Source organism: Pseudomonas sp. SC11 (genome assembly GCF_047039205.1).
In the GTDB taxonomy this organism is placed as follows: domain Bacteria; phylum Pseudomonadota; class Gammaproteobacteria; order Pseudomonadales; family Pseudomonadaceae; genus Aquipseudomonas; species Aquipseudomonas boreofloridensis.
Genome location: NZ_CP178183.1, coordinates 3,443,028 through 3,454,695 on the forward strand (window position 1 = coordinate 3,443,028; position 11,668 = coordinate 3,454,695).

The 11,668-nt window shown below is 64.5% G+C and carries 9 protein-coding genes; 4 read left to right on the plus strand and 5 right to left on the minus strand.

Features of this window, described 5'->3' with window-relative positions; translation table 11 throughout:
* Positions 1-66 precede the first annotated feature (66 nt).
* The gene (gene ppnN, locus ACK2SD_RS15360) at positions 67-1,440 is read left to right on the plus strand and encodes a nucleotide 5'-monophosphate nucleosidase PpnN (RefSeq protein WP_412460231.1); all 1,374 of its coding nucleotides are present in this window, start codon (positions 67-69) and stop codon (positions 1,438-1,440) included.
* Positions 1,441-1,666: 226 nt separating this feature from the next.
* A complete protein-coding gene (locus tag ACK2SD_RS15365) occupies positions 1,667-2,305 on the plus strand; it encodes a TIGR04211 family SH3 domain-containing protein (RefSeq protein WP_039577034.1) in 639 nt (212 codons plus the stop codon).
* Positions 2,306-2,364: 59 nt separating this feature from the next.
* Here ACK2SD_RS15365 and quiC read toward each other — a convergent pair whose 3' ends face one another.
* Entirely contained in the window at positions 2,365-4,260 is a 1,896-nt protein-coding gene (quiC, locus tag ACK2SD_RS15370; RefSeq protein WP_295481446.1) for a 3-dehydroshikimate dehydratase QuiC, read from the minus strand.
* 277 nt (positions 4,261-4,537) lie between these two features.
* Here quiC and ACK2SD_RS15375 point away from each other — a divergent pair, with 277 nt between their 5' ends.
* Positions 4,538-5,908 (plus strand): MFS transporter, encoded by a 1,371-nt coding sequence (locus ACK2SD_RS15375; RefSeq protein WP_304484307.1) that lies wholly within the window; start codon positions 4,538-4,540, stop codon positions 5,906-5,908.
* Here the strand turns inward: ACK2SD_RS15375 and ACK2SD_RS15380 are convergent.
* The 4 genes from ACK2SD_RS15380 to ACK2SD_RS15395 all read right to left on the minus strand — a co-directional run bounded on the left by ACK2SD_RS15380 (position 5,898) and on the right by ACK2SD_RS15395 (position 10,650).
* Positions 5,898-7,322: a DOPA decarboxylase gene (locus ACK2SD_RS15380; protein WP_412460232.1), complete on the minus strand. Its 1,425-nt coding sequence runs from the start codon at positions 7,320-7,322 to the stop codon at positions 5,898-5,900. The genes ACK2SD_RS15375 and ACK2SD_RS15380 overlap by 11 nt on opposite strands.
* Positions 7,323-7,430: 108 nt before the next feature.
* Positions 7,431-8,375 carry a LysR family transcriptional regulator gene (locus ACK2SD_RS15385; RefSeq protein WP_412460233.1) on the minus strand — a complete coding sequence of 315 codons (945 nt, stop codon included), beginning with the start codon at positions 8,373-8,375 and terminating at the stop codon, positions 7,431-7,433.
* A gap of 76 nt (positions 8,376-8,451) precedes the next feature.
* Positions 8,452-9,162: a YebC/PmpR family DNA-binding transcriptional regulator gene (locus ACK2SD_RS15390; protein ID WP_412460234.1), complete on the minus strand. Its 711-nt coding sequence runs from the start codon at positions 9,160-9,162 to the stop codon at positions 8,452-8,454.
* A 96-nt stretch (positions 9,163-9,258) separates the two neighbouring features.
* A complete protein-coding gene (locus ACK2SD_RS15395) occupies positions 9,259-10,650 on the minus strand; it encodes an FAD-dependent oxidoreductase (protein WP_412460235.1) in 1,392 nt (463 codons plus the stop codon).
* A gap of 129 nt (positions 10,651-10,779) precedes the next feature.
* Here ACK2SD_RS15395 and ACK2SD_RS15400 point away from each other — a divergent pair, with 129 nt between their 5' ends.
* Complete coding sequence (locus ACK2SD_RS15400) at positions 10,780-11,655, plus strand: LysR substrate-binding domain-containing protein (protein WP_412460236.1); 876 nt, start codon at positions 10,780-10,782, stop codon at positions 11,653-11,655.
* Positions 11,656-11,668 lie beyond the last annotated feature (13 nt).

Sequence of the window (11,668 nt, forward strand, 5' to 3'; positions counted from 1 at the left end):
GCCAGGTGCAATTGTCGGTATGGTGGTGTCAAAGAAGGATGTTTTACCCGCACAGGAAAGACTTTGATGCCCCACCGCAATGTCATCAACGCCTCCGTCAGCCCCAGGGGCAGCCTGGAGACACTGTCGCAACGTGAAGTCCAGCAACTGAGTCAGGCCGGTACCGGCAGCCTCTATACCCTCTTCCGCCAATGCGCCCTGGCCATCCTCAACACCGGCGCGCATGTCGACAACGCCAAGACCATCCTTGAAGCCTACAAGGACTTCGAGGTGCGCATTCACCAGCAGGACCGAGGCGTGCGCCTGGAGCTGCTCAATGCACCGGCCGACGCGTTCGTCGACGGTGAAATGATCGCCAGCACCCGCGAAATGCTGTTCAGCGCGCTGCGCGACATCGTCTACACCGAAAGTGAGTTGGCCAGCCAGCGCATCGACCTGGAGAGCTCCCAGGGCATCACCGACTATGTCTTCCACCTGCTGCGCAACGCGCGCACCTTGCGCCCGGGCGTGGAGCCGAAGATGGTGGTGTGCTGGGGCGGTCACTCGATCAGCACCGAGGAATACCAGTACACCAAGAAGGTCGGCCACGAACTGGGCCTGCGCAAGCTCGACATCTGCACCGGCTGCGGCCCCGGCGTGATGAAAGGTCCGATGAAGGGCGCCACCATCGCCCATGCCAAGCAGCGCATGGCCGGCAGCCGCTACCTGGGTCTGACCGAGCCGGGCATCATCGCCGCCGAGGCGCCCAACCCCATCGTCAACGAACTGGTGATCCTGCCGGACATTGAAAAACGCCTGGAGGCGTTCGTACGTGTCGGCCACGGCATCATCATTTTCCCCGGTGGCGCGGGCACGGCCGAAGAGTTCCTGTACCTGCTCGGCATTCTCATGCACCCGGACAACCACGACCTGCCCTTCCCGGTGATTCTTACCGGACCGCGCAGCGCCGAGCCATTCCTGCAGCAACTGCATGCGTTCGTCGGCGCCACCCTCGGCGAGGCCGCGCAGCGTCATTACCAGATCATCATCGACGACCCGGCCGAAGTGGCTCGACACATGGTTGAAGGCCTCAAGGCGGTCAAGCAGTTCCGCCGCGAGCGCAACGACGCCTTCCACTTCAACTGGCTGCTGAAGATCGACGGCGGCTTCCAGCATCCGTTCGACCCCACCCACCAGAACATGGCCGACCTGGCCCTGCGCCGCGACCTGCCGCCCCACGAACTGGCCGCCAACCTGCGTCGGGCGTTCTCCGGCATCGTCGCGGGCAACGTCAAGGACAAGGGCATCCGCCTGATCGAGGAGCATGGTCCTTACCAGATCCGCGGTGACCAGGCGATTCTCGACCCGCTCGGCAAGCTGCTGCAGGCGTTCGTCGACCAGCACCGGATGAAGCTTCCTGGCGGTGCGGCCTATGTGCCGTGCTATCAGGTCGTGACCTGAGTTCCTGGCATTTTGCCTCTGCCGCAGTGGCGCTTCGTCGCTGCGGCTTCCTTCACCGAACGATGTCGTGGGTAATACATTTCTCGCAACACCTCGCAGACTTTTCCTCCGCTGAGCAGTGAACCAGCCTACAAAAAAAAGGTCTTTGGCTGACGGTCAATCCACCGATCGGCTCACGGCCCATTCACCGGGCTTTTCATCCGTTACTGCTTCTGCGAAGACCACCATGCCCGAATTCCGCCGCGCCACCCTCGCCCTCCCCGTGCTGTTCGCCTCGCTGCTCGTTGCGGCCCCCTTGGCCGATGCCGAAGAGGCCAGCACCGATGCGCGCTGGGTCAGTGACAGCCTCAGCACCTACGTGCGCAGCGGTCCGACCGACGGCCACCGCATCGTCGGCACGTTGAAATCCGGACAGAAGGTGACGTTGGTCAGCAGCCAGGGCAACTACAGCCAGGTGCGCGGCCAAAGCGGCGACCTGGTGTGGATCCTCACCAGCGACCTGCAAGCGGTGCCCGGCCAGAATGAGCGCCTACCCCAGCTCGATGCTCAGGTGGCGGAGCTCTCTGGTCAGCTCAAGACCATCGACGACAGTTGGAAGACCCGCGTGCAAGGCATGCAGGAGACCCTCGACTCACGCAAGGCGTTGATCGACGAGCTGCAAGCGCGCAACAAAACCTTGGATGAGCAGCTCGAGCAGTCCCAGTCGACTCTGCGCGATACCCAGGCGCGCCTGGGCGACGAGAACAAGCAGGTGATGATGCGCTACATGGTGTACGGCGGCAGCATTGCCGGCGCCGGCCTGTTGGTGGGCCTGATCTTGCCGGCGCTGACCCGCGGCCGTAAACGCAACGACCGCTGGTTCTGACCTGGCACTCGAAGGGCTTCGTCGCGACGCCTGAAGGCCGCAGCGAAGCCCACATCTGGCTATTTCGTCGCACTACCGCGCAGCTTGGCCAGCGCCGCCAGACGCACCGCCACGTTCGCCGCGCCATACCCTGCATAGCCGCCCTTGCGCTGGATGATCTCGAAGAAGAAACGCCCCTCGAACGGCTCGGTGTACACATGGAACAACTCACCGCCTTGGGCATCGCGGTCGTACAACACGTTGTAGTAGGCCAGCTCACTGAGAAATTCGTCGTCGAAGTCGAAGCGCGCCGCCAAGTCATCGTAGTAGTTCAGGGGGATCTCCAGCAACGGCACCCCGGCGTCCTTGGCACGCGTGACCTCGGCGAAGATGTCTGCACAATCGAAGGCAATATGGTGGACGCCCGAGCCGCGATAGCTCGATAGCGCATGGGCGATGGCAGTATTGCGGTTCTCCGAGATGTTCAGCGGCAGACGCAACGTCCCGCAGGGACTGCGCAGCGCCCGACTCTTCACCAGGCCATAGGGGTCGGGTAATACCACTTCGTCATCGGCCGTAAAATCGAACAGGCTTTTGTAGAACAGCACCCAGCTGTCCAAGGCATCGGCCGGCAGCGCCAGGGCCATGTGATCGATGCGTTGCAGCCCACCCGTAGCGCTGGCCTGTGGGTCCACACGGAAGTCGCTGTCATAGATGCTCTGCCCGGCCGTGGCAGACTCGACCAGGTAGATCAGGCTGCCATCAGGCGCGCGCACGGCAGCGAGCTCACGCTCGTTGGGCCCGACCAGCCCGCGAAACGGCTGACCACCGTAGGCCACCGCGCGCTGCAGCGCGGCCTGCGCATCGTCCACCCGCAGCGCCGCCGCGCACAGCGACGGGCCATGCGCCTCGAAAAAGTTGTGGCCGAACGAATAGGGTTCGGCGTTGAGCACGAGATTGATGTCACCCTGGCGCAGCAGCCTGACCGCCTTGCTGCGGTGCTGGCCCGCCTCGGCAAAGCCAAGCCGTTTCAACCAGCCGCCCAGACGCGCACCGACCGCCTCGTCCACCGCGAATTCGAGAAACTCGACGCCGTCGTAGCGACTGGCCGCGGGCGGCGCGAACAAGATACCGGGCTCCACCGCCTGGGCTTGCTCAGCCAGGCGCAGACGTGCCTTTTCCTCCAGATACAACAGCGAACGCAGTCCGTCAGCGGCATTCTGCCGAGTCGGCGCCGCACGGAAGCCATCGTTGAAGATTTCCAGCGACAGCGGGCCGCGATAGCCACTGGCAATGATCGGCGCGAGAAAACCCGCCAGGTCCAGTTCACCCTGGCCGGGGAAGCAGCGGAAATGTCGGCTCCACTCCAGCACATCCATGGCCAGGATCGGCGCATCGGCCATCTGCACGAAGAAGATCTTGTCGCCGGGCAGGTCGCGGATGCCGCGCGGATCGCCCTTGAGCGAGAGGGTATGGAAACTGTCGAGAATCACGCCCAGCGCGGGGTGATCGGCCTGGCGCACCAGGTTCCACACCTGTTGCCAGGTATTGACGTGTCGGCCCCAGGCCAGACCTTCGTAGCCGATGCGTAAGCCGCGTGCACCCGCGTGCTCGGCCAGTAGCCTCAGGTCATCGACCAGCACCTGTTCCTCGCCCAGGGCATCGGCCTGCACATTGCTGCACACCAGCACCAGATCGGTGCCCAGTTCCTGCATCAGGTCGAACTTGCGCTCGGCGCGGTCGAGGTTTTTCTGCAGGCGCTCGCGCTTGCATCCCTCGAAGTCGCGGAACGGCTGAAACAAGGTGATGGCAATGCCCAAGTCCGCGCACAACTGGCGGATCTCCCGTGGGGCGCCGGCGTAGTGCAGCAGGTCGTTCTCGAAGATCTCGACGCCGTCGAAGCCAGCGGCAGCAATGGCTTCGAGCTTCTCAGGCAGGGTGCCGCTCAAGGATACGGTGGCAATGGAGCGCTGCATGGTAAGTCCCTTGTTGTTCGCGCAGGCACCGGTTCGTCTACCGAAGAGCCCGCTTGTTCTCGACGATGGCAGGATCGATTATTCGCAGGTAAAGTCGCATCGGCAACGCTCTTTGTACGAAATGGTTAGTTTGCGTTCGATAATCGAACAGAACCCATCAACGCCAATTGATTCACTCTGAATCTCTGGACAACCATGCGTTCGTCGCTGCCATCCGGGCCCATGCCTGCCCGAGGGCGACTGCCTTCCGACAACAGACAAGAACAACGGAGACACCATGGCCCATTCTTCCCAGGCCAAGAAAGCCACCGCCAGTGGCTGGATCGGCTCGGCCCTCGAGTACTACGACTTTTTCATCTATGCCCAGGCGGCAGCACTGATCTTCCCGCAGATCTTCTTCCCATCCACTGACCCGAAAATGGCCATCATTGCCTCCCTGGCCACCTATGGCGTCGGCTACCTGGCCCGCCCCGTCGGCGCCTTCGTGCTCGGGCACTGGGGCGATACCCGCGGGCGCAAGAACGTGCTGCTGCTGTGCATGTTCCTGATGGGGCTGTCGACCATGGCCGTGGGCCTGCTGCCCACCTACCATGACATCGGCCTGCTCGCCCCCGCGCTGCTGGTGGTGCTGCGCCTGATCCAAGGCTTCGCCGTAGCCGGAGAAATTTCCGGCGCCAGCTCGATGATCATGGAGCACGCGCCGTTCGGTCGCCGTGGCTACTACGCCAGCTATACCTTGCAAGGCGTGCAGGCCGGCCAGGTGATGGCGGCGGCCGTGTTCCTGCCGCTGGCCTACTTCATGCCCAGCGAGGCCTTCAACGATTGGGGCTGGCGCATCCCGTTCCTGATGAGCGCCGTGGTGCTCATTGCCGGCTTCATCATTCGCAAAGAGGTGCATGAAACTCCGGCGTTCGTTCAGGAGGAACGCCAGGACAAGGTGGCCAAGTCGCCCATCGGCGAGGCCTTCCGCCACAGCTGGAAGCACATGGTGCTGGTGATGTTCATGGCGCTGATGAACGTGATCCCGGTGGTGGCGACCATCTTCGGCGCGGCCTATGCGGTGCAACCGGCCTACGGCATCGGCTTCGACAAGAGCGTGTACCTGTGGATTCCGGTGGTGGGCAATGTCGTCGCGGTGCTGGTGATTCCCTTCGTCGGCAACCTGTCCGACCGTATCGGGCGCCGCCCGACCATGATCGCCGGATGTCTGGGCTCGGGGCTGCTGGCGTTCGTCTACCTGTACGCCATCAGCATCCAGAACGTGCCGTTGGCCATCGCCGGCTCGATCCTGATGTGGGGCCTGGTCTACCAGGGTTACAACGCGGTGTTCCCCAGCTTCTACCCCGAGCTGTTCCAAACCCGCTACCGGGTTTCGGCCATGGCCATCGCGCAGAACATCGGCACCATGCTCACCGCCATGCTCCCGGCGCTGTTCGCAGCCGTCGCACCGCCGGGCTCGACGCACATCTGGCTAGTGGTCGGCGGGCTGGCGTTCGTCATCACCTGCGTCTGTGCGCTGGCCGCTTACTTGGCCCCGGAAACCTACCGCCTGGCCATGGACGACCTGGGTAATCCGCAGGCCAAGCCCTTGGAGAAAGCCGCGTACGATGCCAGTCGCAAGAGCAGCTTCGAGGTGGTCAGCCCCTGACAGGGGCCTTCACCACCGCCTGCAGATTCGCCCAAAGACGCTCGACATCCGCCCGTTCGGTCGGCAACGCGCCGACCGACACCCGTACCATCCAGCGGCCGTCCAGGGTCGCGGGAGTGACATAGGCCTTGCCCGAAGCATTGAGCCGGTCCGCCCAGCCGCGCGTATGCGCGTCCAGGGCGTCGCCGTCCAGCGTTGCCGGACGGTGGCGCAGGCACAGGGTCTGCAACCGCACCGGTGCCAGCAGTTCCCAGTCTGGCGCTGCGCCGACCTGCTCGGCCAGCCAGCGGGCGTTGTCCAGGTCTCGGCGCAAGCGCTGCTGCAACGCCTCGACCCCTTCGCTGCGCAACATGAACCACAGCTTCAGGGCACGGAAGCGCCGGCCCAGCGGTATGCCCCAGTCGCGCAGGTTCTTCACCTCACCGTCCACCGACGACTGCAAGTAGCTGGGGTTGGTGCTCATCACCCGGATCAGGTGCTGTGGATCGCGCACGTAGTACAGCGAGCAGTCGAAGGCCACCCCCAGCCATTTGTGCGCATTGACCACCAGCGAATCAGCCAGCTCGATGCCGTCCCACATCCAGCGGCACTCCGGCAGGATCATCGCCGAGCCGGCCATCGCCGCATCGACATGCAGCCACACGCCCCTCGCCTGAACGATGTCACCGATGCCCCGCAGCGGGTCCAGTGCGGTGGTCGCGGTAGTGCCGAGAGTCGCGACCACCGCGCAGGGCTGATTGCCGTCAGCCAGGTCCTGGTCGATGGCCGCTTGCAGCGCCTCGGGACGCAGCGCGAAGTGCTCGTCGGTCGGGATCTGGCGGATGTTGTCGCGGCCGAAGCCGGCCAGCAGCGCCGCTTTGTCCACCGAGCTGTGGGCCTGGGCGCTGACGTACACGATCAACGGTTTGTCCTGGCGCTGCAGACCGCCCCGGGCCAAGGCATAGCCGCTACTGCGTTCACGGGCACTGATCAGCGCGACCAAGGTGCTGGTCGAGGCGGTGTCCTGGATCACCCCACTCCACTGCGGCGACAGGCCCAACAACTGGCGCAGCCAGTCGAGCGTGACTTCCTCCAGCTCGCTCAAGGCCGGGCTGGATTGCCAGGACAAGCCCAAGACGCCTAGACCGGTGCTGAGAAAATCGCCGAGTACCGACGACAACGTGCCATTGGACGGGAAGTAGCCGTAGAAATCCGGATGCTGCCAATGGGAGAGGCCAGGCATCACCTGCTGGAGCACATCGTCGAGAATCGCGGCGAAAGGCTCGCCTTGTTGTGGCGCTTGCTCGGGCAGCGCCGCCTTCAAGTAGCCCGGCTCGACCTGAGCCATCACCGGATGCTCGCCAACGCGCTGGCGGTAATCGGCGATCAGGTCGATGAGCTGGTGGCCGTGCTGACGGAATTGTTCGGGGGTCACAAGAGGGCTCCTGGGCGGATGAAGTGTCGGGGCAGCCCCTGACACGCGGCAATCGGTCCAGTCTAGGCCAGCCGCCTCCCAGCAATAACCCCGCTTCGCGCATAGCTGCTATGGCACATGCGCATGCCCACCCTCGACTCCGAAGGACGACTGACGCCACAGCTCGAACACTCGATTGCGCAACCAGCGGTGCTCGGCAGACGCCTGCAAGCGCTGGTGCCAGACCACCCAGTAGCGCTGGCTGTGGGCGACGAAACCCAGCGGTCGCCAGGCCAGGCCGTGCAGACGGCACAGTTGTCGGGCGATGTGTTCCGGCACGGTAGCCAGCGCCTGGCCCTGGCCGACCACCTTGACCATGGCGCCGAAGAACGGCACCTGCAATTGCAAGCGTCGCTGCAGGCCTTGAGTGCGCAAGTGGCGATCAATGAAGCTGTCCTTGTCACCGCCGCCAGACACCCGCACATGCCGATAGGCCAGATAGTCCGCTTGACTGACGGCGACGCCTGCGGTCAGTGGGTGATCGGCGGCCATCAGGCACACCGCCTGATCCTCGCCGAGCAGCCGGCCATGCAGGTTCGCCGGAGACTCGTCGAACAGGGTAGTGGCGAGGTCAACCTCACCGCTGGCCAATAGCCCGTATTCCCCGGCCTGCCAAGTGCGGTACTCCAGCGACACGCCTGGTGCTTCACGCTCCAGCGCTTCCACCAATACGGGCAGCATGAACTCGGCCACGTAGTCGGATGCAGCCAGACAGAACCGACGCTCGCACCGGGCCGGATCGAACACCGGCGGCTGGCGCAGCGCACTGAGTTCTTCGAGTACCTGACGCAGCGGCTCGACCAAGGTTTCGGCATGCTCACTGAGTACGTAGCCACGGCCCTGACGCACCAGCAGCGGATCGTCGAAGGCGTCGCGTAGATGGGCCAGTTGACGGCTCAGTGCCGGCTGACTGCAGCCCAGGCGTTCGGCGGCATGGCTGAGATTCTTCAACCGCAGCAGACAGTCGAGGGTACGCAGGTGGGCAATACTCAGGGAGGCGAAAGTGGGGGTCATGGCGGGCCTTCCTGAAACGCTGGCCGCCCCGTGGCGAGCGAATTGGCCAAGGGGCGGCAGCGGCGCTTGGTGCTGATCAGTCGGTCAGGCCGACATACACGTTCTGAACGTCGTCATTCTCGTCGATCGCTTCCAGGAACGCCTCGACCTCGGCCAGGGCCTCGGCGCTCAGGCTGGCCGCGCTCACCGGGTTCTTGGGCGTGTAGCCGATCTTCGCCGACGTCACGGTGAAGCCGTGATCAGGCAGGGCTTTCTGCACCGCGTCCAGGTCGGTGGTGTCGGTGATGAACAAGGTCGAACCTTGTTCGTCTCCTTCCTCGAAGTCCTGGGCACCGGCTTCGATGGCAGCCATTTCCGGGTCGGCGTCGCCCACCGGGGTGGCTTCGATCAGACCGACGTGGTTGAAGTCCCACGCCACCGAGCCGCTGGCGCCCAATTGACCCTTGCGGAACAGCACGCGGACCTGCGCAACAGTTCGGTTGACGTTGTCAGTCAGGCACTCGACGATCAGCGGCACCTGATGCGGTGCGAAGCCCTCGTAGCTCACGGCCGAGTACTGCACCGTATCGCCATCCAGGCCGGCGCCCTTGCGGATCGCGCGCTCCAGGGTCTCGCGGGTCATCGACGCCTTCTTCGCCTGCTCCACGGCCAGGCGCAGGCGCGGGTTCATGTCCGGGTCGGCGCCAGACTTGGCCGCGATCTGAATTTCCTTGGCCAGCTTGCCCATGATCTTGCCCTTGGCATTGGCGGCGGCTTCTCTATGTTTGGCTTTCCACTGTGCGCCCATCTCGACTCTCTTGTCTGCGCGGCCGGTTCAGGAAGCGACCGGCCAAAAAGTGGGGAGAGTTTATACGCCCTCGCCGACCGGTTCGACAAGAAATCCTCACCCCTTGTCGGCCTTCCCCGCCGCGGCCGCGAACTTGGCCAGGCGGACATCGAGCCGCCGAGGCCGTTGCCCTCGGTCTTCGGCGCGCTCCTTGCGGCGGATGGCCTCGCGCACCAGCAACGAACCGAGGTAGCGGATGGGCTCTGGCGGAAACAGTCCCAGCGGCCCACGCACCAGCGGCGAGCGGGTCCAGGCATTGTCCAGGCCCAAGGCCAGCGACGAGAGGATCTGTCCGCCCATGTGGCAGGGTCCGACACCGCTGCCGGAGTAACCCAAGCCGTAGAGCACGTTGGCTTGCCCGTCTAACTGACCGAAGAACGGCAGGCCGCTGACCGATCGATCCGATGGGCCGTTCCAGCTCGCCGCCAGCGGCACCTCGGCAAGACTCGGAAAGAACTCGCCCAGGGTGCGTTGCAGCAGCGCACGATACGGCGAAGGCTGGTCGAACACCTTGGACAGCCGCCCACCGTAGGCGAACGTATTACCGCCCTTGCCCAGCATCAGCCGACCATCGACGGTAGTGCGGTAGTAATGTACGAAAATCCGTGAGTCGAGCACGCTGATGCCGCTGTCCAGTCCGGTCTGGTGCAGCAACTCAGCGCATGGCTCGGTGATGACCATGTCGCTGGAAACGATCGCCACGCTGCGCTCGAACGCCCGGAACTGGCGCGCCATCGCGGCATTAAGCCCCAGCACCACGCGATCGGCGCGGACAGTGCCGTGAGGCGTGTGCACCGCCACCACTGGGCCATGCTGCAACTGCGTCATCGCCGTGCCTTCATGAATTCGCACGCCGTGCTGCAGCGCCACCCGGCGCAGCCCGCGCACCAGCTTCGCCGGTTGCACGGTGGCCGCCGCTGGCGAGAACCAGCCCTCCAGGTGCCGGCGCGAGCCAGCGCGGCGCTGCACCTGCGGCAACGGCAGACGCTGGAAGCTGCTGATGCCCTGGCGCTCGAGCGCCGCGATCACCGCATCGGTGCTGCCCACCTGTGCGGCATTAGTGGCCGTATACAGCGTGCCGTCACGGCGGTAATCGCATTCGATGCCGTGCGCCTGGCAGAACGCGCCGATGGCGGCGATGCTGCGCTCGGACTCGCTCACCAGGCGCACCGCCTCGGCCACACCGAACAGCCGTTCCAAGGTGAAATACTTGGCTGACCACGACAGCGCACAGCCGCCATTGCGACCACTCGCGCCGGCCCCGCAGATATCCGCCTCGATCAGCAGCACATCCAGCGTCGGCTGGGCCTGCTTGAGCATCAGCGCGGTCCACAGGCCGGTGTAGCCGCCGCCGACGATGCAGACATTGCAACGCACATCGCCCTGCAATGGGGGACAGGGCGACTCAGACTGTGACGCCAGCGCCTGCTGCAGCCAGAACGGTCTCATTGCGCGAGTTCCTTGTAGACGAAAGCAAAAGACAGGGCGGTATCAAAACAAGCGCTGAACGATAAGAAAAATCGATTTATCGTATTTCAGTCATAAGCCAAGCTTTCACTACTGTCGTTGGAGACGTCCATGTCGGTTTCGCATGCTCAGCTCAAAGCCTTCCACGCCGTCGCCCTGCATCACAACTTCACCCGTGCCGCCGAGTATCTGTGCCTGACCCAGCCAGCCGTCTCCGATCAAGTACGCAAGCTGGAAGAACGCTTCGGCATCCTGCTGTTCCAGCGCAACAAGCGCACCGTGGGGCTGACCGACCTGGGTGAGCGCCTGTTCGGCATCACTCGACGGCTATTTGCCTGCGAAGCCGAGGCCGTCGAGCTGTTGCAGGCCTCCCACGCGTTGGACACCGGCAGTCTGGTGCTGGCGGTAGACGCGCCGGTGCATGTACTGCCGCAGATCGCACGCTTCTGTCAGCGTTACCCGGGCATCCAGGTCAAGGTCGAAACGGGCAACAGCGACCAGGCGCTGGCCCGGCTCTTTCGCTACCAGGCCGACTTGGCGCTGCTCGCCTGCGAGGTGACGGATGAACGGCTGTTCTGCCTGCCGATCCGCAGCGACCCGCTGGTGGCATTCGTTTGCGCCCAGCACCCCTGGGCGACACGCGGCGCCCTCCGTCTTGCCGACCTGGACGACACGCCACTGGTGCTGCGCGAACCCGGCTCGGTGACCCGGCAGGTACTGGAAGAGGAAATGCAGCGCGCCGGCCTGCGCGTGCGCACGGCCATCGAGGTGCAAGGCCGCGAAGCCGCGCGCGAAGCGGTCGTGGCGGGAATTGGCGTGGGCGTGGTGTCGGCGGCCGAATTCGGCGCCGATGCCCGCTTGTGCGCACTGCCGATCGAGGACTGCCATCGGCGCTTGAGCGAAACCCTGGTGTGCCTGGATGAGCAGCGCTCGCGCCGGGTGGTGGCGACGTTCCTGCAGATGGTCCAGGAAAATGCCGAGGATTGAGGCTCGCCGGCGC